The 21,477-nt window shown below is 59.4% G+C and carries 25 protein-coding genes; 11 read left to right on the top strand and 14 right to left on the bottom strand.

Annotated features, from left to right (window positions below; genetic code table 11):
• Positions 1-46: 46 nt before the first annotated feature.
• Positions 47-967, top strand: a complete 921-nt coding sequence (locus tag KX928_RS18390; RefSeq protein WP_219505622.1) for an AraC family transcriptional regulator — start codon at positions 47-49, stop codon at positions 965-967.
• 565 nt (positions 968-1,532) lie between these two features.
• On the opposite strand, the gene dacB is transcribed toward KX928_RS18390, so the two are convergent.
• From dacB to KX928_RS18415, 5 genes are all read right to left on the bottom strand, one after another.
• The gene (gene dacB, locus KX928_RS18395) at positions 1,533-3,029 is read right to left on the bottom strand and encodes a D-alanyl-D-alanine carboxypeptidase/D-alanyl-D-alanine endopeptidase (RefSeq protein WP_219505624.1); all 1,497 of its coding nucleotides are present in this window, start codon (positions 3,027-3,029) and stop codon (positions 1,533-1,535) included.
• A 79-nt stretch (positions 3,030-3,108) separates the two neighbouring features.
• Complete coding sequence (locus tag KX928_RS18400) at positions 3,109-3,714, bottom strand: nicotinate-nucleotide adenylyltransferase (RefSeq protein WP_219505995.1); 606 nt, start codon at positions 3,712-3,714, stop codon at positions 3,109-3,111.
• A 23-nt stretch (positions 3,715-3,737) separates the two neighbouring features.
• Positions 3,738-4,253, bottom strand: a complete 516-nt coding sequence (locus KX928_RS18405) for an MOSC domain-containing protein (protein WP_219505626.1) — start codon at positions 4,251-4,253, stop codon at positions 3,738-3,740.
• Positions 4,254-4,262: 9 nt separating this feature from the next.
• A complete protein-coding gene (locus tag KX928_RS18410) occupies positions 4,263-5,555 on the bottom strand; it encodes an alpha/beta hydrolase (RefSeq protein ID WP_257883924.1) in 1,293 nt (430 codons plus the stop codon).
• Between the two features lie 158 nt (positions 5,556-5,713).
• The gene (locus KX928_RS18415) at positions 5,714-6,229 is read right to left on the bottom strand and encodes a hypothetical protein (protein ID WP_219505628.1); all 516 of its coding nucleotides are present in this window, start codon (positions 6,227-6,229) and stop codon (positions 5,714-5,716) included.
• Positions 6,230-6,524: 295 nt separating this feature from the next.
• Here KX928_RS18415 and KX928_RS18420 point away from each other — a divergent pair, with 295 nt between their 5' ends.
• The 4 genes from KX928_RS18420 to ettA all read left to right on the top strand — a co-directional run bounded on the left by KX928_RS18420 (position 6,525) and on the right by ettA (position 10,597).
• On the top strand, positions 6,525-6,806 hold the full coding sequence (locus KX928_RS18420; protein WP_219505630.1) for a PepSY domain-containing protein: 282 nt from the start codon (positions 6,525-6,527) through the stop codon (positions 6,804-6,806).
• A 62-nt stretch (positions 6,807-6,868) separates the two neighbouring features.
• Positions 6,869-7,378, top strand: a complete 510-nt coding sequence (locus KX928_RS18425; RefSeq protein ID WP_219505632.1) for a helix-turn-helix transcriptional regulator — start codon at positions 6,869-6,871, stop codon at positions 7,376-7,378.
• Between the two features lie 9 nt (positions 7,379-7,387).
• Positions 7,388-8,713, top strand: a complete 1,326-nt coding sequence (locus KX928_RS18430) for a ferredoxin reductase family protein (RefSeq protein ID WP_219505633.1) — start codon at positions 7,388-7,390, stop codon at positions 8,711-8,713.
• 228 nt (positions 8,714-8,941) lie between these two features.
• Complete coding sequence (ettA, locus tag KX928_RS18435; RefSeq protein WP_219505635.1) at positions 8,942-10,597, top strand: energy-dependent translational throttle protein EttA; 1,656 nt, start codon at positions 8,942-8,944, stop codon at positions 10,595-10,597.
• Positions 10,598-10,693: 96 nt separating this feature from the next.
• Here ettA and KX928_RS18440 read toward each other — a convergent pair whose 3' ends face one another.
• A complete protein-coding gene (locus KX928_RS18440) occupies positions 10,694-11,773 on the bottom strand; it encodes an XRE family transcriptional regulator (RefSeq protein WP_257883925.1) in 1,080 nt (359 codons plus the stop codon).
• Between the two features lie 754 nt (positions 11,774-12,527).
• Between KX928_RS18440 and KX928_RS18445 the strand changes: the two genes are divergently transcribed.
• The 3 genes from KX928_RS18445 (at position 12,528) to KX928_RS18455 (ending at position 14,296) form a co-directional block, all read left to right on the top strand.
• Complete coding sequence (locus KX928_RS18445; protein WP_219505647.1) at positions 12,528-13,418, top strand: hypothetical protein; 891 nt, start codon at positions 12,528-12,530, stop codon at positions 13,416-13,418.
• A gap of 97 nt (positions 13,419-13,515) precedes the next feature.
• The gene (gene cutA, locus KX928_RS18450) at positions 13,516-13,836 is read left to right on the top strand and encodes a divalent-cation tolerance protein CutA (RefSeq protein ID WP_219505648.1); all 321 of its coding nucleotides are present in this window, start codon (positions 13,516-13,518) and stop codon (positions 13,834-13,836) included.
• Positions 13,837-13,936: 100 nt separating this feature from the next.
• Positions 13,937-14,296 carry a hypothetical protein gene (locus KX928_RS18455; protein ID WP_219505651.1) on the top strand — a complete coding sequence of 120 codons (360 nt, stop codon included), beginning with the start codon at positions 13,937-13,939 and terminating at the stop codon, positions 14,294-14,296.
• Positions 14,297-14,341: 45 nt separating this feature from the next.
• On the opposite strand, the gene KX928_RS18460 is transcribed toward KX928_RS18455, so the two are convergent.
• The 3 genes from KX928_RS18460 to KX928_RS18470 form a co-directional block, all read right to left on the bottom strand.
• Complete coding sequence (locus KX928_RS18460; protein ID WP_219505653.1) at positions 14,342-14,632, bottom strand: hypothetical protein; 291 nt, start codon at positions 14,630-14,632, stop codon at positions 14,342-14,344.
• A 78-nt stretch (positions 14,633-14,710) separates the two neighbouring features.
• Positions 14,711-15,184, bottom strand: coding sequence for a DUF2938 domain-containing protein (locus KX928_RS18465; RefSeq protein WP_219505655.1), 474 nt, complete (start codon positions 15,182-15,184; stop codon positions 14,711-14,713).
• Between the two features lie 184 nt (positions 15,185-15,368).
• A complete protein-coding gene (locus tag KX928_RS18470; protein WP_219505657.1) occupies positions 15,369-15,536 on the bottom strand; it encodes a hypothetical protein in 168 nt (55 codons plus the stop codon).
• 148 nt (positions 15,537-15,684) lie between these two features.
• Between KX928_RS18470 and KX928_RS18475 the strand changes: the two genes are divergently transcribed.
• The 3 genes from KX928_RS18475 (at position 15,685) to KX928_RS18485 (ending at position 17,335) form a co-directional block, all read left to right on the top strand.
• On the top strand, positions 15,685-16,239 hold the full coding sequence (locus KX928_RS18475; protein ID WP_219505659.1) for a histidine phosphatase family protein: 555 nt from the start codon (positions 15,685-15,687) through the stop codon (positions 16,237-16,239).
• A 417-nt stretch (positions 16,240-16,656) separates the two neighbouring features.
• Positions 16,657-16,905 carry a hypothetical protein gene (locus tag KX928_RS18480; RefSeq protein ID WP_219505661.1) on the top strand — a complete coding sequence of 83 codons (249 nt, stop codon included), beginning with the start codon at positions 16,657-16,659 and terminating at the stop codon, positions 16,903-16,905.
• Between the two features lie 223 nt (positions 16,906-17,128).
• Positions 17,129-17,335 (top strand): cold-shock protein, encoded by a 207-nt coding sequence (locus KX928_RS18485; protein ID WP_007117950.1) that lies wholly within the window; start codon positions 17,129-17,131, stop codon positions 17,333-17,335.
• A gap of 125 nt (positions 17,336-17,460) precedes the next feature.
• Here the strand turns inward: KX928_RS18485 and KX928_RS18490 are convergent, their stop codons facing one another.
• The 5 genes from KX928_RS18490 to KX928_RS18510 form a co-directional block, all read right to left on the bottom strand.
• Positions 17,461-17,727 carry a hypothetical protein gene (locus KX928_RS18490; protein WP_219505663.1) on the bottom strand — a complete coding sequence of 89 codons (267 nt, stop codon included), beginning with the start codon at positions 17,725-17,727 and terminating at the stop codon, positions 17,461-17,463.
• Positions 17,728-17,846: 119 nt separating this feature from the next.
• Positions 17,847-18,836: an ABC transporter substrate-binding protein gene (locus tag KX928_RS18495; RefSeq protein WP_219505664.1), complete on the bottom strand. Its 990-nt coding sequence runs from the start codon at positions 18,834-18,836 to the stop codon at positions 17,847-17,849.
• A 35-nt stretch (positions 18,837-18,871) separates the two neighbouring features.
• Positions 18,872-19,711 (bottom strand): ABC transporter permease, encoded by an 840-nt coding sequence (locus tag KX928_RS18500; protein ID WP_219505666.1) that lies wholly within the window; start codon positions 19,709-19,711, stop codon positions 18,872-18,874.
• On the bottom strand, positions 19,708-20,571 hold the full coding sequence (locus KX928_RS18505; protein WP_219505668.1) for an ABC transporter permease: 864 nt from the start codon (positions 20,569-20,571) through the stop codon (positions 19,708-19,710). The genes KX928_RS18500 and KX928_RS18505 overlap by 4 nt, the downstream gene beginning before the upstream one ends.
• A 69-nt stretch (positions 20,572-20,640) precedes the next feature.
• The gene (locus KX928_RS18510; RefSeq protein WP_219505670.1) at positions 20,641-21,423 is read right to left on the bottom strand and encodes an ABC transporter ATP-binding protein; all 783 of its coding nucleotides are present in this window, start codon (positions 21,421-21,423) and stop codon (positions 20,641-20,643) included.
• Positions 21,424-21,477: the final 54 nt, after the last annotated feature.

Genomic DNA, 21,477 nt, shown 5'->3' on the forward strand with positions numbered 1-21,477 from the left:
CGAAAATTTTCGTGACGTCAAAGAAGTTTAAGGCCAAATTCACCTGATGAGCTACGACCACATTTTCGATCAACTCGATATCCGTACGGAGCCGTTTGCGATCTGTGAGATTCACGGAACCTGTCATGTTGCCCTCAAGCCGGATGCGGCGGTGACACTGCACTATATACTGTGCGGTGAGGGGCAAATCACGATGCGGGGGCAGGCCCCGATCAGGATAACAAAGGGCAGTTTGGTTTTGATCCCATCGCTGAACAGCCACGAGGTCTTGAATGATGGTGCGACGCTCGTGCCCGGACCGTCGTGCAAACCAGCGGCACTGAATCTGGCGCGGGTCCTCAAATCGGTTCCAGATGAAAGTGCCGGCAGCGTCAGCCGCCTGATCGCACTTTGTGCTCATGTCAGTATTGGGCTCATGGGGGCCACGGATGTGGTCAACTTGATCCGTGAACCGCTGGTGACGCGTGCCGAACCCGGCGGCGATCTGATGGTATTAGTCGACACATTAATGCACGAAGTGTGTGAGCCCAGCGTCGGCAGCCGCGCCCTGATCCGGGTTTTGTTGATGCAGGCTGTGATTGTCATGATGCGCAAACGAATGAACGAGCCGGACGGGCCGTTGGATTGGATGGCTGCGCTGCGTGATCCGATGCTGTGGAAAGCGCTGAATGCGATGCTGAACGACCCGGGCAAACCGTATTCTGTCGAAACCCTCGCGGACATTGCTGGCATGAGCCGGGCCGCGTTTGCGAAGCGCTTTTCCGATGCATACGGCGCAGGACCGATGGAGCTGCTGCGCAATCTGCGGGTCCGCAAGGCGGGTGACCTGCTGCGCAATACAGACTTACCAATGAAGCGCGTCGCTGAATCCGTCGGGTTTTCAAGCCGCAGTGCCTTTAGCCGCGCATTCGAATCGACATCCGGCCAAAGCCCCAGTGCATTCCGCAAAGCGGTCAGAATGCTGTGATTTTGGTTATCGCTTTCGCCAAGTTTGGCGTTCATTCGTGCATCAAGCAAAACAAACCGGCTAAAGCGGACCTTCGTTGGAACCGCAGCACGCAGCACTAAGGGCTCTTTGCGGTCATCCGACAGATCTGGTCAGGTTGAGAAGGGCAAACCCACCACCCAAAGTCTCTGACGCGGGACGAAGTTGACATCCGTGTCTTATGGTCGCTGACGTAGCCTCGCAAAGATGGGTGCAAACGGAGCCGACGCATAATGACTTATGATGAGTGTCTACGCACCACCTCTCTTGACTGGGAGAGCTGGCTAATCCTCGTTGTGGCACTGGCGATCCCTTTCGTTTTGATGAGATACGGCAAAACCGCATTTGCGATTGCGTTCGGCTGCCTCGGCCTGCTCTTTGCTGTTTTGTGGGCATATTTATCCTACGAGTTAAACTGCGTAGAGCTCATAGGTTTCTAGGAGGTTTGGGCTCCGAGCAGGCATTGATCCGCAGCTATCCGCTACCGCCCGCCGATGCACCTTCCTGCCATAACCCCACGCGATCTTGGTGCTGCAGTACCTCGCGCTCAGCTGCTGAATGCGGTTCCCCAGCGGGTGAGCAGCTGTCTTTGCAGGCGTCGGGCCCGGTTAGCCCAGGGCCGCGCGCCTTTTGGGCGTTCGCGGTTGGCCCGGGTGATCGTGGCGCGGATGCTTTCGTCGGCGCAGAAGATGGCGAAAACCATCTCGCGCCCGTCCGGCGCGGTGATGTATCCCGCAAGGCCCGAGACGAAGTTCAGCGTGCCGGTCTTGGCCACGACCTTGACGGGATGTGCCTTGTCCGGGCGGCCCTTGGCGTCGCGCAGCGTGACCGGCTTCAGGATCGGGCGCAATATGGCGTCGTCATGCACCGCCGCAAGCGCGCGCACCATGTCCCCGGCGCTGACACGGCTGGCACCGCCCAGACCGGAATGGTCGACAAATGCCGGATTCTGCATGCCCAGCATGCCCATCGCCCAGAGGTTCATCTGGCGTGCAGATGCCGCCAGCGTATGTGCCCGCCCCGCGCGCACGCGCGTGCTTGCTAGACCCACCATCTCTGCCGTGAGGTTGTTGGAGTATTTCAGCATACCCTGCAGGATTTCACGCAGCGGCGGGCTTTGCACATCCGAGAGAACCGTGCCCTCCGGCAGGTCGGTGACCAGTCCCGGGGCTTTCAGCACAATGCCGTTGGACCGTGCCAGAGTGGCAAAGACATCCCCCGCATAAAGCCCCGGACGGCGCACCGGCAGCCAGCGCGCGCCCTCTTTGCCCAAGGCCTTCCTTGCAACGGTCCACTGATCGTATTCACCGGCATCGCGGTAGCTGAACACGGGCGCGGATCGCTCCACGATTTCCATCCGCGCAATTGTGACATCGGGCCGGTAGGGCGCGGCGCGCGCGTCCATGGTTACCGTGTAGTCACCCGATGCGCGCTTCCATTCGAAGTGAACCCGGTTGTAGTTGAGCGCGATGCCCGACACCGCCGGGCTGTAGCCCAGATGATCGGGCTGATCGGGGTCGATGGAGGGCAGCGGGCGCAGCGCGTTCTCGTACACCAGAAAGCGCCCCCGGACTTCGCGCACCCCTGCCTCCTTCAGGCCGGAAGCCAAGGCCGCGAGTGCCTTGGTATCGAGGGTGGGATCGCACCCGCCCACCAGAACCAGATCACCGTCCAGCACCCCGTCGGCCACCGGACCTGCCGCCATTACCTGCGTGGTAAAGCGATGTGACGGACCCAGAACATCAAGCGCGTAGAGCGCGGTTATCGATTTGGCGACGCTCGCCGGTGCGGTGCCCAGCGTTTCATTGCGCGCTTCCAGCACATTCCCTGTCTTCGCATCGGCCACGGCGAAGACAATATCCCCGGTGACGCGCGATTCGCGTAATAAGGCGGCAACTTCGGAAACCTGTGCGGTGCCCGCGTTGCGCATACGCGGGCGCAGCGACACCTTCGGCACCTCTGCGATGGAGGGTGCCGCCGCGCTGGCCAGCAACCCGGCCAGAAATGCGCGCCGCGAGAAGGGAGACTGTGATTTGCCCGTCATGCAGTAGAAATAACCTCAGCACACAGCAGGAGACAACAACAAGGCATACCCCGGCCGTTGAAATTGATGTGACGTGTCATCAGGGTGCCAGCCAGCCGCCTGCAGCCCGAATGGCGCTTGAGGACTGTGCTACCATTGGAACATTAACAAAACACCACGCCGGCGCCTCGGCACGGCCAAGCAGCGCGGAGGCGCGCCCGACAATGCGGGCCGAGGCGTAGATCCGCGCCGCCGGGCTCATCCGGGCGGAAATACGGTCCCCGGGGCGTGCCAGCACACCCACCGGAACCGTTTGCATGATCTGCCGCCAATCCTGCCACAGGTGTAACTGTGCGAGGTTATCCGCGCCCATCAGCCAGACGAAGCGAACGCCCGGATAAATTCCGCGCAGGGCCGCCAGAGTCTTCGCGGTGTAGCGGGTACCCAGATGCGCCTCGATGTCGGTAACCTGCACCCGGGGGTCCTGCATCAGAGCCTGTGCCCGCGCCATACGCTGGGCCAGCGGGGCAGGCCCGCGCGCCTTGATCGGATTGCCGGGACTGACCAGCCACCAGACACGCGACAGGCCAAACCGTTTCAATGCCTCGTGCGTGATATGCACATGACCGGCATGCGCGGGGTCAAATGACCCTCCCAAAAGGCCGATGACCTGACCCGGGCGCGCCATGGGAAAGCCCTGTCTCACGATGGATGTACCTGCCGAAAATGTCATCGCGTCTTTGAAGGGGTGTTATCCTGCGTTGTCAATGGTGTGCCTTGCAGAGGCGCGACCACGCTGCCCAGCGCTATCCGGCCCGGCACAACCACGCGCGCGCACCATCCACCATGTCCGCGCACGGCGGAATAACCGCCATGGCCCAGGATTTCCTCCATCCGGCTGCACGGGGCGCAAATCCCGGTGATCTCCAGAACCACATCGCCCAGGCGCAGCTGTCGCCCCTTCAGTGCCAACAGGTTCAGCCCCTCAATCACGAGGTTGCGCCGCAGGTCCTGTGGGAGCACAGGACCCCGCCCCAACATCGATCCGATCGTGGTCAGGTGCTCTTGCTGGATCAGGGTGACCGCGCGCTTTTCCGAGCCTGCGTGGTCTCCGGCAAGCCCTGCCCCGAGAATTTCGGCGCTCTGAACGGACCGCATCGGCACCCGCCGCGCCGGGCGCAGGCCGATCCAGAGCAGAGTGCCATCCTGCGCGTGTCGCGCGATCAAGTCTTTCAAGTTGAGCATCGCTCTCCCTCAGCGATCACTGCCATCAACGATCAGGTCCGGCAACCGGTCCAGCGGGTAGTTTGGATGCAACCGCCAGAAACCGTCTTCGCCCTCGTCCAGCGGGCGCAGGGTCCCGCCCGGAAAGGCGCGGGTCCGGAGCGCCAGAACAATGTCCGACAAAACCGCCGGGTTATCGCGGAAATAGGAGTGTCCGCGTCCCTTGACGTCTTCCACCCGGATGAAATGCACCAATCCCTGTTTGCGCAATTGCAGGACTTCGTCAAGCATCAGGCTTTCCGATGTTGCGGACCCCAGACGCGGCGCATTCGTCAGCAAAGAAGACGCGCGCAGCGCGCCATCATTGGGGTTAATATAGACATTTATCTGCTCGAAAGCTTCCGAAAACCGTTCGGCCTGCAACCGCTGGCGGACAACCCCGGTATCCAGATCCGCGGCTGCCAGGATCAACGTCCCCGTCTTCATCGCGATCTTGGGCCGCACGCCACGACCCCGGTGATAGATAACCAGTTCCCGCAACGCCTTGGTCATGACATCCGTCCCGCGGGAGTGCGCCACGATGTCGATGTCCTCCACGTCGGGAATTTCCGCCAGCAGGCGCAGCAGTTCCTTCGCATGAAAGACGCTGAAATCCCCGGCTTCACGATCTCTGAAGTATCCCAGCGGCCCGCCGTTGCCAGCAGGCCACGTGAAAGCGATCGGAATGCTGTTGCGCCCGGCAAAGTGCCAAAGATTGGCCAGCGTGCTGAGCGCCCGGTCAAAGTCGTTCCTGACGCCGTGGGTGAAAATCAGGATGCGACCGTTGCCGGTGCGGGCGATTTCCGCGCGGATCGCCTGCTGGAAGGCCCGCGCGTTCAGATCGTAACCAGCCTGCGCTTCCGGCTCAAAGATCAGCTCGCCGCCTTCGCGGCGCGTGGGCAATGGCACATCGGCAAAGCGCACAACCTCGGAGACATCTTCCACATCGAGCCGGGAAATCCGCCGCCCCCCGTCCATCGAGGTGCGCGCCACGAGGTCATCCCAGTCCCGTGCGCCAAAGCGCACCCGCGCAGCCCCGAACGCCATTGAGTTGGACCGTTCTGAGTTATACGCCGTCACCCCGTTTGCAGTCACCGACAGCGCCCTGTCCGTGACGAAATACAGCCGGGGCGACACGTTACGCAGCACCGGGGATACCGCGTCGGCAGGGTAGTTTGAGCCTTCAAGATAAAGGTTGGGCGGCGGCGCCAGTGAAACGTCCGGCACCCCACAGCTGACAAGCATCGTCAGTGCAATCGCCAAAAACGTGCTGATCCTCGCCATACTGCTCCCGCTGACACTCCGGCCCCTTCCAGCGCTACCATGGGCTTACCAAAAATCAAATCACACCTCCGGCGACAGGCAGATAATGCGCCACTATAGCAAAAGCGCCACGCCCGGCTTCGCATCCCATTGAGGGAACGACGGGCAATGGCGGCCCGTTAATTCCGGTTGTCTGGTACAGGCGCTGACAGCATCTGACGTTTCAGCACGTTGAGCATAATCGCCACCTCACCCGGCTCCAGCCGGCCATGGTTCGCGAGAAACCGCGCAATTTCCCGCCCTGTGTAGCGGCCGTAAAGTTTATCATCGTGCAGCACGAGGCCGTGTCGCGCCAGTTCCTTGGCGTTGCTGTGACAAATTCTGCACTTTTTGAGAAACAACCGACCCGATTGCCTGATGTCCGACAGGAATTTCACCATCACCTCGATCTCGGCAGGTGACAGATGACCATGCCCTGCCTCCAGGAAGACCGATAAGGGTCGACCGGATGTCTTGCCGACAAGCGTGTTGCCGAGCAGCTCAAGCCCGTCGAAGGCGAAGTCACCCGCGTGCGGCGCATGGCACTCCGCGCAACCCTCCTCGTAAAGGGCATGCGGGTCAATTGGCTGTGCGGCGGCGGCGCCACCCCAGCAGATCAGAACCAAAACCCCTGCACAGAAGCTGGGTCGCCACATTGCGCATCCTTTCAACTCGTTGAAGTCTCGGCGTCCCGGTCAGCTCCGGACCCGTCTGATCGCCGTGGTATCATCAAGTAGTAAGCGGGTCTGTGGCCCTGCGCCTTGACGATGATCAACCCGAACCGGCCCTTTATCGCGCTTGAAGGGTCCGCTTCAGTGCCCTGTGCGACATAAACCTTTGGCCTAGGCCTCGCGCAATCCTCCGGAAGTCCAATTTCACGAAGCGCCGCGTTCGACCAAATCGAGGGCACCGCACCTTTGCGGCAACAGACATCCTCGAAAGGAAATCGACATGATGAAATATGGAAAAGTGACCCTTCTGGCAGGTCTTATCGTCCCGGGTGCCGTCTTCGCCCAGATTGGTGTGGGCGACGCCTTGGGCGCGTCCGAGGCCGACGTGCGCGCCGCCCTTAAAGCGCAGGGCTACGTCATCACGGAAGTGGAACTGGAAGACGGCGAGATCGAAGTCGAAGCCACCCGCGACGGCAAGGCCTACGAAATTGAGGTCTCTGCCGAAACCGGTATTGTCCTTGAAATCGAGCTGGATGATGAGGACGATTCCAACGACAGCTGAAAAATGGCCCTGTGCTCTGGCCCCTGCCGGGGCACACCGGCTCACAAATACAAGGATGAACCATGTCCCGCATCGCCGTTCTTTGGTCATTATTCGCATTGCAGGCGATCTGCTGTGCATATTTCCTCGTGGACATCGTGTGGGATGTATTCTGGCCCACGTCACTCAACAGGTTTGCAGACAGCGATCTGATCGAGGGACTGGTGACATTCGCGCTGTTTTTCGGCCTTGTTTTCACCGGCAACGAGCTGCGCCAGATCCAGAGCCGTCAGGACAAGCTGGAAGAACAAATCAAGGTGGCTTCCGGTGCCTTTACCGAAGTGCTGGAGGGACGTTTCCAGACATGGTCTCTCACCAGCGCGGAGCGCGAAGTGGCCATATTGGCGATCAAGGGCTTTTCGATTGCCGAAATGGCGGATCTCCGGGACACCAAACAGGGAACGATCAAGGCGCAATGCGCCTCCGTTTATCGCAAAGCGGACGTGGCAGGCCGCTTGCAGCTGCTGAGCGTTTTCCTGGACGATCTTATGGCAGACGATCTTGTAAAACCCGCCACACCTGCCACAGACTGAGGACCCTCCATGAACCCGTTTGGACTGTTTCTGATCGCCGCGACGGCGCTTTTTCCGGCGTACCAGCTGTTCGCGCTGCCGGACATCGCGGATAAAGTAGCACTGTTTTCGCAATATCTCGGGTTGGCCGCTTTGATCCTCATGGCCTGGGGGCAGATACTGGCCACCCGTCTTCGCGGAATCGAAACCGTCTTCGGCGGGCTGGACCGCGTTTACGTATTGCACAAATGGGCGGGCATTGTCGCCATGGCGGCAGTCCTGATGCACGATACCATCGACGCAGAGATGCGCGGGCTCGGGCGCGAGACGGCTCTCAATGAGCTTGCGGAAACCTTGGGGGAAGTCAGTCTTTACGGCCTGCTGGTTCTTGTCGTGATTTCGGTGGCGACCTTTATCCCCTATCACTTGTGGAAGTGGACTCACAAAGCAATGGGTGCCTTGTTCGTGGCCGCGACCTTCCACTTCTTCTTCATTATGAAGCCTTTTGCGATGACGGACCCTGCGGGCATATACACCGGGTTTTTCTGTCTGGCAGGAATTGCCGCCTACCTCTGGACCATGGTGCCGGAGCGGCTGCGCCCGTCCCATGCCTACCGGATCGCGATGCCTGAACAGACAGGAGGCGCGCTCGCACTCACCATGACGCCCGAGGGTGCGGGCCTGCGGCGGCCTCTGCCCGGTCAGTTTGGCATCCTGAGCTTTTCCGGCGCCGGTACAGGCGAACCGCATCCGTTCACCTTTTCCGGGATCGCACCTGATGGCACCCTGCGGGTCACCATAAAGGCGCTTGGCGATTTCACGACCAGCCTTCGCGGTTCACTGGAAGTCGGGCAAGCCCTGCATATTCAGGGTCCGTTTGGCCGGTTCCGCCTGTCAGGCAAAGGCCGCGAGGTCTGGATCGCCGGCGGCATCGGGATCACGCCATTTCTCGCCTGGGCTGAAGCGCTCGGGGACAACGCCGGGACGGTCGACCTGTTTTACTGCGTGTCCTCCCGCAACGCTGCGCCGCATCTGGCGGAGATCACCGAACTCGCGAAGGCAAAACAGAACCTGAGGCTGCACGTGATCGCATCAGCACAGGGCGCGCGCCTGACCGCGGAAGGTGTCGCCGACGTGGTGGGAGGAGACCTGAGCAAAGCCAGGGTGTCCTTCTGTGGTCCGCTCGCCCTGCGCGCCGCGCTGCAAACCGGCCTGCGCCGATACGGGGTCACTCCACGTCGTTTCCACTACGAGGAGTTCGAATTCCGTACCGGCGTCGGGCTGAAGCAGCTTGCGCAATGGATCGTGAACAGAACCTGGCGTGAAACGCAGCCCAGCAAGAGCTATCAGGGCTGAGCTGATCCGGCCCGGATCATGCGGCGCCCGAAGGGGGCGGTTGCGCCGGGGCAGGCTTCCTTGCGCCGTGATGGTCCGGCAGGGGCCAGCCCGCGGCAATTCAGGCTTTCGCCACGTATTGTGACGTGCTTTTCCGCAGGTTCGCTGCCGCTTCGCGCATTGCCCCTGCACCGCGCCTTCGCTATCACTCCGCGCAGCAACTGCCACAGCAATATCCGGAGCATCCCCATGGCCGCTTATCAATACGTTTATCACATGTCTGGCGTGTCCAAGACTTATCCGGGTGGCAAGAAGTGCTTTGAGAACATCAACCTGAACTTCCTGCCCGGCGTGAAGATCGGTGTCGTGGGCGTGAACGGTGCCGGTAAATCCACGCTGATGAAGATCATGGCAGGTCTCGACACTGATTTTCAGGGCGAGGCATGGCATGCAGAAGGGGCGACCGTCGGCTATCTGCCGCAGGAACCCAAGCTGGATGAAACCCTGACCGCGCGCGAGAACGTCATGCTCGCCGTGGCCGACAAGAAGGCGATCCTCGACCGCTACAACGAACTGGCGATGAACTATTCCGACGAGACCGCCGACGAGATGGCGCAGTTGCAGGACCAGATCGACGCCGACAACCTCTGGGATCTCGACAGCCAGATCGACGTCTCCATGGAAGCCCTGCGCTGCCCGCCCGATGACGCCGACATCAAGACCCTGTCGGGCGGGGAGGCGCGCCGCGTGGCGCTCTGCAAACTTCTGCTCGAAGCGCCCGACATGCTGCTGCTGGACGAGCCCACCAACCACCTCGACGCGGAAACCATCGCCTGGCTGCAACAGCACCTGATCGACTACAAGGGCACCATCCTGATCGTCACCCACGACCGCTATTTCCTTGATGACATCACCGGCTGGATTCTGGAACTCGACCGCGGCAAGGGTATCCCTTACGAGGGCAACTACTCCGCCTGGCTGGAACAGAAGGCCAAGCGGCTGGCGCAGGAAGCGCGCGAGGACAAGTCCCGTCAGAAAACGCTGGAACGGGAGCTGGAATGGATGCGGCAGGGGGCCAAAGCGCGGCAGGCCAAATCCAAGGCAAGGATCAATGCCTATAACGAGATGGCCGAGGTTTCGGAGCGCGAGAAACTCTCCCGCGCGCAGATCGTCATCCCCAACGGGCAGCGTCTGGGCAGCAAGGTGATCGACGTCACCGGCCTCGCCAAACACATGGGCGACAAGCAGCTGGTCGAAGGGTTGGATTTCTCCCTGCCCCCCGGCGGCATCGTCGGGGTGATCGGCCCCAACGGTGCGGGTAAATCAACGCTCTTTAAAATGCTCACCGGGCAGTTGGAGCCCGACGCGGGCACCATCGAATACGGCGACACGGTGGATCTGAGCTACGTCGACCAGTCGCGCGACGACCTGAATGCCGACGACACCGTCTGGGAGGCGATCACCGGCGGGGCCGAACTGATCCAACTGGGCGATGCGGAGGTCAACTCCCGCGCTTACTGCTCGTCCTTCAACTTCAAGGGCGGCGACCAGCAGAAGAAAGTCGGGCTGCTCTCCGGCGGCGAGCGCAACCGCGTGCACATGGCGCGGCTGCTGAAATCCGGCGGCAACGTGCTGCTCCTGGACGAGCCCACCAACGACCTCGACGTCGAAACCCTGCGCGCTTTGGAAGACGCCCTCGTCGACTTCGCCGGCTGCGCCGTGGTCATCAGCCACGACCGGTTTTTCCTAGACCGCATCTGCACGCATATCCTGGCGTTTGAGGGCGAAGCGCATGTGGAATGGTTCGAAGGCGGGTTCACGGGTTATGAAGAGGACAAAAAGCGGCGGCTGGGCGCGGATGCGCTGGAGCCGAAGCGGTTGAAACATAAGAAGTTTGTCCGCTGACGTTGAGTTTTACAGAGGAAAACTCAACGTCAGCGGCCGTCGCTTTTCGAAACAAAAACAGCGAGAGCTTTAGCCGGTCGCATCGTAATGGATGAGCTACGCTGCGTTCCCAAAAACTATGTGCTTTCGGATGCCTTTGCTCCAAATCGCCGCGCGAAATTCATTTAGGACAGTCTCAATTTTCATGAACCGGGAAATGCGCTTAACCTCATCTAGCTGCTCGCCGCAATCCGATGCCAAATACTTGGTTTCAGTTCCCTTCAGAAATTCAGTCCATGGCACCAAAAACAAAGTGGCGAAGCACTCTGCTTCCACTTCTTCGATGTTATCAACAACCTGTTCAATTTGATTGTCCGATGTAAAACTCTTCGCTGTATTTTTCGCGAGCTCCTGTGGTGGCAACCAAAGTGCTTTGTCTGACCTAAGTTTATCAGGATGAAGGAAATGGTGGCCCAGCTCATGAGCTATTACGTGGCGCGCAAAGTAAACGCCATTCAGCGCACTATGGTAACGTTCCTGCTCAACGAACAGTGTATGGCCTTCTGCATGACCTACGATTACCGCGAAAGCGCCTTCAAAAGCGGGAGGAAGATACTCGCACACCTCGCAATCGAACCGTTGATCCAAATGGATCAACTTCTCGACAACGTGTCCAACGTCAACTCGGCGGACATTGCCGCAGAGTTTCTGACGTGCACTTTCCGCCGCAAGAGCGATCTCGACGAACCTAGATGGATGAAGGCTAGGCCGCTTTGGGCGCCTACGAGGCGTTTTCTGACCCTTTGCGCACTGGTTTGAAGAGAAAAGAAGAGCATTCATTTCCTCGCCAGTCTCTCGCTCCAATATTTTCCGTATCGCTTCCCTGCCGTTGGGCGAAAGCCTGTCTCCAAATTCTGCAAGCATGACCTGCAACGGGGTGTTCGGCGATTTCGGATCAGGGCTCTTTCGTAGGCCATTGGAGAATGAAGCCTTCTTCTGCAATTCGTTAGCTTCTGCCTCACTACAGTTCAGAACGCTAATGTAGGTTTCCAGAACTTCTTTGCTGAGATTGGCGCGAGAGTGCTCCAAATTACTTACATGAGACAAACTCATGCCGGATAGTTCAGAGAACTCCTTTTGCGAGATCGACTTATTCAACCTTAGCTCCGTCGCGAAACGCCCGAATGATGATCGCATAGCTCTAGCCTCGTGTTCTTACTTTAGCAACAATCACTAAACTAAACCACATATTGTGTCAACGGGCTCCATTGCCCCTGCATAAGGTATAAGGACCGCGGGTCAGAGGCCGTCTCGCAATCGCTCCAGTGGAGCGATTGAGGCCGGAGAGGGCGACAGCCCCGGGGGAGACGCAGTCGCCTCCGCCGTCGCACCAAAGGTGCGCCGATCAAAAAGTCGGCACGCCTTTGGCGTGACGGGGCGGTCGGGGGCGGCGAAAACGCGGGGCGTTTCCGCGGGGCGCAACTCAACCGGTCGGAATAGGGGCGCCTCTCATTCATTTCTGCGCAATGAACTCTCGGCTCCGCGATTGCGGGGAAATGGTTCTGGTCGGGGGCAGCTCATGCGCGGGCGTATGATTGGTAAAAACTCAGGTGTTTGCGCAAAGTGAATTGAGGCAAAAACCCAGGCCATGCCCCTGCATCGAGACCGCCAACGCGATCAGCGTAGCGCTGACCGAATAGCACCTTGTCGCCTCTTCCAACCACTTTCCCCCAAACTGCGGGACCGACTTTCCACCGCTGATTGATTTTTGTCAGTCGCCCGCGAAAACGCAGGCGTATCCTTTCGGCGAGGTAAGTGGTTCTCCGTCTTTTCCGCCCCGGCAATGCGCTGCCCGGGCGACCGCATTGATACTGGCGTACCCGGCACCGCGCTTCCACGCGGGCTCCTGCCCGACGGTGCCGTGTCGCTTCATTTCGAAGGAGTTTACCCGATGAGAATTTTCCCGAAATCACTGCTCTTCACGGTTTTCGTATCCCTGACAGCGGCCCCGGCCATAGCCGCGACAGTGCCAGCCATCACAGCCTCGCCGACGATGAAACAGCACACCAACCGCGCCATTGGCGACAGCGTCGGGGACTCTGAGGGCAAGTATCGGACCGATGCAAGTCTCTTCATTCAGTCCGAGCATGCCGTGAAGACACACCCCTATGAAAACCCCGATGACGGCTTTCACCACCACGTCCCCGAGCCGACACCGTTCCTGTTCACGCAGAACTACTTTGTCGATACCGCGGCAGACGGCTCCGCCATTGTCGCAGGTCTGCCGGACTTTCAGACAACCGATCCATACGGCAACAAGTACAATCTGAATTTCGACGTGGAAGGAAACACGCGGTTCGTTCTGGACAAAAACCATTCGTGGTCCGGAAGCTATCAGGTGCCCAAGGTCGGGGGCGGCGGCATCAACAGCTTTGGCTTTGGCCTCACGATTCTCGGCACCGGGGGTCAATTCAGCATTGGCTGGGACAACGATGTCAGCCCCGATTTCACAATGAGTTTCGCGGGTGATCCGAACAATCCGGTGTTCCAGTTCATTTATCCCGACGGCTTTTCGATGGCCAAGGGGACGCTTCAGATTCAGGGGTTTGTCAGGAACGTGACCTCGCCCGAATGGGGCAGGGTCAAAACCAACGCCTTCGCAACGGTTGTCGAGGACACCTCGATCTTCACCAGTGGTCCGGAGTTCCAGTATCTTCTGCGTCCCGGCGTTTACGATGTCACGCACCACGTTGTGCCGCTTCCCGCAGGGTTTCCCATACTGCTGACAGGTCTGGGCGTATTGCTTGGTGTCGGGCGCATTCGGTCAAGCCGCGTACAATAACCGGCGGGTGGGGGATACCCCGTGTCTCGGTCGCTTGTGGGGCGCGACAGGTTTCGCTTGGATTGATTGAATACGGACGAGCGCCTACCCTTGCCCCATGCATATCATCGACATTCTCGTGAACTGCCCCTCCGCCGACACAGCAGACGCCATCAGTGCCGCGCTGATTGAGCAGCGCCTCGTCGCCTGCACAAATCGCTACGCGCCGGTGCAGAGCGCCTACTTCTGGAAAGGCAGGATCGAGCAGGAAGAAGAACATCCGCTCCTGCTCAAAACACGGGCCGAACTGGCGCAAACCGTTGAAGACGCCCTCCGCAAGCTGCATCCCTATGAGGTGCCGCCGATCATCCGCATCAACCTGGACGGCGCCAATGCGGACTACATTCAGTGGGTCTATGCAGAGACGCGTCTTCCCTGAGGCACGCGCGCGGATTTACGCCTTTACCCCGCCTCGGATTCCATCATTGATGTGAGTATGGCCCGACCGGCCCGATTGCAGCACATTCAAGGATTTCCGGATGACAAGATATTTAGTTCCTGCCGCACTGCTGATGACCGCATGCGCCCCGATGCCTGCGCCCGACCCTGACGGCACCTGGGAGATCGTTGCGGTCTGCCCCGCCACAAGCCCGCTGGGTCCTACCACCATTAATGCCGTTGCCAAGGTCGCCGAAACCAGCCCCGGCGTATTCGTTGGCGAATTGCGTAACAGCCGGGGGCAACGTGGCCGCATCAATGCAAAGCTGACCGCAGATATGCTGGATGTTGACCTCAACTGGGGTACCGGATTCTCCGAGGCGACACTGGTGCAGCAGGGCGATGCCGACGTGTTCATGGGCACCGACACATACAGCTGCGCGATCACCGCGCGGAAGTAGCCTGCTCCCGGCAGTGTACCCAAGGGCGAGCTACCGTTTCAGCGGTCACAGTTCCGCGACGACCTGGCCTTTCATCTCCCCGGTCATACGGGCAAAATCCTCGCTGTGCACCTTGTCGCGGACCTCCTCGATCGCCTTTTCGGCGGCGTCACGTGTCGCACTGTCCGGCCATTCCGTGATCGCTGCGCTCGTGCGGTCGCTGGTGCGCACGACCGTAACGCGACTGGCCCCCAAGGCCTTCAATGCGGGCAGACGCTTTTCAGAGATCGCGCGCAGCGAAACGTCATAATCCGTGCCGTCCGCGATCTCCCATGTGGTGATGGTGACATAGCGCATGGTTCACCTCCATTCTCATGTCAGCAGGGGTGAGCATAGCATTTTTGCCCGGAGAAAGACAGGTACAGAGCGGAGCGCCTACAGCAGTGCGCCCAGCCAGAGCCCAAGGCCAAAGACCGAATGTGCCGCCAGACCCATCGCGCGCGCCTTCCAGGGGTCAGGCGTTTTCGACGCCGCCCACCCAAGCCCGAGCCCCGGGTGCAGCACGAACCAGCCGAAACCGATGGTCAACAGCGCAAAAATCCATGCGGGCATGAAACTGGGCGCCGCCAGCCATGCCGCCCCCATGATCCCCGCGAGCGCCACACCGTAGGCAATGCCCACCGCGTAGTGAAACATCCAGCCGATCGCGGTCTCGCCCACAACGGGCGTCGCGGTCCCGATGTCGTCGTGACAGAGCGTGCCCTTCGGAATATGTGCCACCCAGCGCCCGACCAGACCCCAGTTCGGCGCCGGCTGGCTTGCCGCCTGTTTCAGAAACTGCGCCCACAGGTCCATCGCCACGGTTGCGATCACCCCCATCACCAGCCCGCCCATCAAAATGCTGTCCATCACAGAACTATTCCGTCTTTGCCCGCGTCACCGCGGTTCTGACAGTTCCGCCCGCCAATATCCAGCCCGGTCGGCGGAACCACCTTCTTGCTGTGCCGCCTGTCGCGACAAAAAAATGGGCCGGTTCAAGACCGGCCCAAGAGGGGAAGAAGACGCCGCAGGGGGAGAAACTGCGGCGTCTGGACTAAACGGCAGCCCAGTCGGTGAAACGCCATTTTGTGGGGCATTTCGGACCGGGACGACGGCTGACCGGGCTGCCACCCGTTGCACGCCAGGAAGAGGTGCGCGGAACCGGGGAGATATCCGGGGTAATATCCCCGGGTTCGTCATAAAATTCTGTCACTCGTGTCATAATCGTTACTCCACTTCCGAGGAGGTAAATATCACCCCGGCTCACAACTCCATTCAACACCAAGTGAGTGCCGTGGTATGTGAAGCGGATCACACAACAGTGTTTTTTTTGGAAATTTTCCCCTTTTCTCCGTACACCGCCCGATGCTTTGCCCCGACGGGAAGCGCCCATCGTCCTGACGCTTGATTATGGCGCGGAACTCTTCCACTGTGATGACATGCTGACCCGTCGCGTTTTATTGAAATGCCTTGTTGCGGTGCCCCTGGCCGCCTGCGCTGTGCGTGGAATTCCGTCTTCCGCGCGGACAACGGTTATCATGGTCAGGCACGCGGACCGTGCAGGCGATGATCTCAACAGCATCGGGCTGGCCCGCGCAGCAAATCTGCCCGAAGCGCTGGCGCCCTATCAGCTTGACGCGATCTACAGCCCGGATATTGCCCGCAACCTTCAGACGGCGGCGCCGCTGTCTCAGGCGACCGGCTTGCCGGTGACCGTGATCCACAAGGAATACGCCGGCAGCACGATGACACATGCGCATCCCGATGGCACCGTGATCTGGATTGGCAACAAGGGCAACCTGCGCACGATCTGGAGCGAATTGTCAGCGCCGGGTGAGGCCCCACAGGAGTATGGCGAGATCGGCATCGTGGAGCTTCAGAATGGTGGCGTCAGACAGGTGACGCGCCTGACGGTCTCTCCCTGATCATCTACCGGTGAGGTGGTTCATGAAAACCGGCAAGTACTAAGGCGCACTTTGGCAGGCTGGTGGCCGAACAGATCGCGGTTGCCAGCGACGCTCACCTTGTGATGGCGTAAGAAATTAGCCTTCCAACCCCGATCGCGCCTACCCAAAGCCGGGCAAAACAATGGCTATGGGCCGTGGTGGCTGGCGTCGGAAGGTTGAGATGCGCAGGCCCCGAAGCCCCCTACATGTAGATGAGCCGAGCAATGAACCATCCATATTTGCCTTTGCTTGCCCTACCTGCAGTGCCATTTTAGAGGATCTTGTGATAAATCGTCGCCTTTGCGCACAGAATAATCATGGGTTCGCCGCATTTTCGCCGCCCGCTTAACCTTTGCTTAGGAGATAGTTTGGTAAATTGTCTGCGGAGGAACCGAAATGGCTATCATTTCTACCCTGATCGGAGGCGTTGGCGGCTTTTTCACTTTTGCAAGCGCCATGCTGGTCTTCAAGACGTCCTTTCTGACCGCCCTGTCCCTGTACTTCCTGGTCGGTCTGAGCATTGCTGCCACAATCATGGCGCTGGCATTCGCATGTCGCGGCGTTCTCCGGCTCACGTCCCGTCCCGCTTCCCTGATCGCTCAACCCGCGCATGCGCCTTCAGCACGCCGCAGTTTGCACCACTGAACTATCGGGCGACACCAGTCTTTCAGACGATTTACACCTTTTTGTCGGCACAGACCCGCTCAGCTTTTTCTTGCCAGACGCGAATCCATCTGTCATACGCCGCCTCGCATACGTTTTTCTTTTTCGACCTGCTGTCTCTTGAAGGCGGTCAGTCTTCGATCCAGACCGACCACGCCAGGCTATCGCAAAAACGCGGATAGCAAGATTACAGGAGACCACGGATATGGCCACAGGCACCGTGAAATGGTTCAATACAACTAAAGGCTTCGGCTTCATCGCACCCGACGGCGGCAGCAAGGACGTTTTCGTTCACATCTCTGCCGTAGAACGCGCAGGCCTGACAGGTCTCGCGGACAACCAGAAAGTGACCTTCGACATCGAAGCCGGCCGCGACGGCCGCGAAAGCGCGACAAACATCGCGCTCGCATAAGCGACGCTTCAGAACCTAAAGTAAAAGAAGCCGGCCCCTCGGGGCCGGTTTTTTCGTCAGAACCCTGAACCTGTCAGCGCCCGCGCGTAACGCGATGGCTGTGCCTGAAGGTTCAATAGATCTGCTTACTTGAGCAACACCTGCCAGACCAGAAGGCTGGGAATCAACATCGCGATTCCAATGCAAAAGAGTTTGGCAAAGTGAGCGATCTTGCCAAATGAACCATCCCCGAGTGCACTTTCCCCATAGCCCAGCGCCCCGGACATAACCGCATAGCCGCGTGCTTCGCGTTTACGCCTTTCCGCCGTGATTTCATTCAATGCACGTGCGTTCACACGCGCCTGGCGTTCTTTTTCGGACAACTGATGTTCAAGGTTTTCCATATTGCTCATGTCACCATCTACTCCCTTGGTTGCTTCGCAAAATGGGGCGAAGGATGGCAAAGTCCAGTTTTGATCCCACGAAAAAAGGGCCGACACGACATCGGCCCTTTCAGGTACTTGTCCTTGGCTCAGTTCAGCGCTTTGTCCGTGATCGCATGTGTCCAGGCGCCCTCAGGTGCCTTGGTGATGACCGGGTCGGACCCCCCGGCCAGCAAGGATGCCACCGTGCGCTCATAGTCGGCTGGATCAAGAGCCCCGTTGCTGCCCGCGGTCAGCTTCGCGATTTCGCCCATCATGCGCTTTTGATGCTTTTCGGTCTGTGCACCACTGGCATCATTGTCCAGAACGATTTCCGCAGCTTCGTCGGGATTTTCCTCGGCGTATTTCCAGCCTTTCATGGACGCGCGCACAAACCGCACCATCTTGTCCTCGAATGCAGGATCGGCGAGTTTCTCCTCCAGCACATACAGGCCGTCTTCGAGGGTCGCGACGCCCTGATCCTCATATTTGAACACGGTCAGATCGTCTGGCGTCAGCCCGGCGTCAATCACCTGCCAGTATTCATTGTAAGTCATTGTGGATACGCAAGCAGCCTGGCTCTGTAACAGCGGATCAACATTGAACCCCTGTTTGAGCACGGTCACCCCGTTGTCCGACCCATCCGTCGGAATATCCAGCTTGCTCATCCAGCTGAGAAAGGGGAATTCGTTGCCGAAGAACCATACGCCCAGTGTCTTGCCCGCAAAATCAGCGGTGCTGGTCACACCGGCATCCTTGCGGCAGGTCAGCATCATCCCGGATGATTTGAACGGCTGCGCGATGTTGACCATGTTCAGCCCTTTTTCGCGTGCCGCCAGCGCTGCCGGCATCCATTCAACCGTCACATCTGCGCCGCCGCCTGCCAACACCTGGGTGGGCGCGATATCAGGCCCGCCCGGTTTGATCGTCACGTTCAGATCTTCTTCGCTGTAAAACCCTTTGTCGAGGGCCACGTAGTATCCGGCGAACTGTGCCTGCGTCACCCATTTCAGTTGCAGCGTCACGTCATCGGCGGCCTGAAGGGCAGCGCCCCATAGCCCCAATGCGGCACCAGCCGCCAGTGTTGTTATCTTTTGCATCATACTCTCCTTTGTTGGTCGTCTTCTTCTTAATTCTAATGGCGTTGAGACGGGTGCCAGAATGTCACCGCGCGCTCGATCAAGGCAACCCCTCCATAAAAGGCCGAGCCGACGATCGCGGCAACGACGATCTCGGCCCAGACCAGATCAAGGGCAAGCTGGCCCACGGACGTGGATATCCGAAAGCCCATCCCCCGAATGGGTGATCCAAAGAATTCCGCAACGATCGCACCGATCAGCGCCAGGGTGCTGGCGATTTTCAACCCGTTGAAAACAAATGGCATTGCCGCCGGCAGCCGCAGCTTGAGCAGGGTTGTCCAATATCCGGCGGCATAGGTGCGCATCAGGTCGCGCTGCATGGCCGAGGACGACTGCAGGCCCTGCACCGTATTCACCAGCATCGGGAAAAACACCATGACGACAACCACGGCCGCTTTGGATTGCCAGTCGAACCCGAACCACATCACCAGGATCGGCGCCATGCCAATCACCGGCAGAGCCGCCACAAAATTCCCGACGGGCAACAGACCGCGGCGCAGGAAATCGAACCGGTCAACGAGAATGGCCACGGCAAAAGCCGATCCACACCCCAGAATATACCCGCTCAGGGCGCCCTTGATCACGGTTTGCACGAAGTCTTCCCATAAGATGTCCGTGGAGGCGGCAAAGCGCAGGGCAATCATCGATGGCGCGGGCAACAAGACCGGACTGATCTCAAGCCCGCGCACCATTCCTTCCCAGATCGCGATCAGCGTCATTCCGAAAATGACCGGAATGGCAAGCCCGGTGATGCGCGTTCCGGGCCCGGCGGCAAGACGTGCATTAACCCGCCAGCCCACAGCCCAGACGGCAAGGGCAAAGACAATCCACATCATGTCATACCCATCCGCTTCAGCGTTACGCGCTGCACGAGCCCTATGATCCCGACCAGCGCCGCGGCCAGGGCCGCCGCCATGATAAGCGCGGACCAGATCTGGATGGTCTGCCCATAATAGCTTCCCGCGAGCAAACGCGCGCCCAGACCGGCCACTGCCCCGGTCGGCAATTCGCCCACGATTGCCCCCACCAGGGATGCCGCCATCGCGATCTTCAGAGAGGTGAACAGATACGGCATGGACGATGGCAACCGTAACCGCCAGAATGTCTGGCTCGGGCTGGCGTTCCATGTGCGCATCTGATCCAGCTGCATTGCATCCGGGCTGCGCAAGCCTTTCACCATCCCGACGACGACGGGAAAAAACGACAGGTACATGGAGATCATCGCCTTGGGCAGCAGCCCAGAAACGCCCACCGCGTTCAGCACCACGATGATCATGGGCGCAATCGCCAGGATCGGAATGGTCTGGCTGGCGATGACCCACGGCATCACCGACATGTCCATCGTCCGGTTGTAAACAATACCAACCGCCAGCGCGATACCAAGCCCGGTGCCAAGGGCGAACCCGAGCATCGTGGCGCTCAGCGTGACCCAACTGTGAAAAATCAACGACCGTTTGGATGTGATTTTCTTCTCAACCGTGGTCTTCCAGATTTCCGCACCAACCTGATGAGGCGCTGGCAGTTTGGGTTTCTCCTGTGACCATGTGTCAGCGACCAGCGTCTGCGCCGAGAGGGTTTCGCCTGTGCGCGTCGCCTTGTCATACGCCCAGGGCGCATTCAGCCAGACAGCCGCCGCATACCAGATCAGAAAGATCGCGGAGACAACTGTCAGAACAGGCAACACCGTAAGTCTCATGCGCAAGCCCTCGGTTTCTCTGGTTCAGAAATATCCCCCCCGGAGGGCCGGGGTACAAACTGCCAGCGATCAGTCATCAATGTGCCCCGCCCGCAACCCTTCGCGCACCCGATGCGCCACCTCCAGAAACTCCGGCGTATCGCGAATATCCAGCGGACGGTCTCGCGGCAATGGGCTCTCAATGACATCCGTGATCCGCCCGGGTCTCGGTGACATGACCACAATCTTGGTACTCAGGTACACCGCCTCGGGGATCGAATGGGTCACGAAAGCAATGGTTTTCTCGGTGCGCGCCCACAGGTTCAACAGTTGCTCGTTAAGGTGGTCCCGAACGATTTCGTCAAGCGCCCCAAAAGGCTCATCCATCAGCAGAATATCTGCGTCAAACGCCAATGCCCGCGCTATCGACGCCCGTTGCTGCATGCCACCCGACAACTGCCAGGGGTATTTACGCTCAAAGCCCGAAAGCTCAACCAGATCAAGAACCCGGTCAACCCGCGCATCCATGTCTGGCTTCTCATAACCCATGATTTCCAGGGGCAAGCGTACATTCCCGCCAATCGTCCGCCAGGGGTAAAGCCCCGCAGCCTGAAAAACATACCCGTAGGCACGCATCCTGCGCGCTTCCTCAGCGCTCACCCCATTGACCGTGATCTCACCACTGGTCGGGTGTTCCAGATCCGCCATGCAGCGCAGAAACGTCGTCTTGCCACATCCTGAAGGTCCGATAAAGCTGACGAATTCCCCCTTGTCGATATCAAGACTGACATCTTTCAGCGCGTGTACGGGGCCGTCATTGGTTTCAAACGTCAGCGATAATCTGTTTGCGCTGATCACTGTTGCATTGGTCAAGTTATATGCTCCGCTGACCGTCAGGTGTCTGGAGGGCGCGCCACCGGGCACGCC

Origin of the sequence: Roseobacter insulae (assembly GCF_019375555.1) — a bacterium.
Classification (GTDB): domain Bacteria; phylum Pseudomonadota; class Alphaproteobacteria; order Rhodobacterales; family Rhodobacteraceae; genus Roseobacter; species Roseobacter insulae.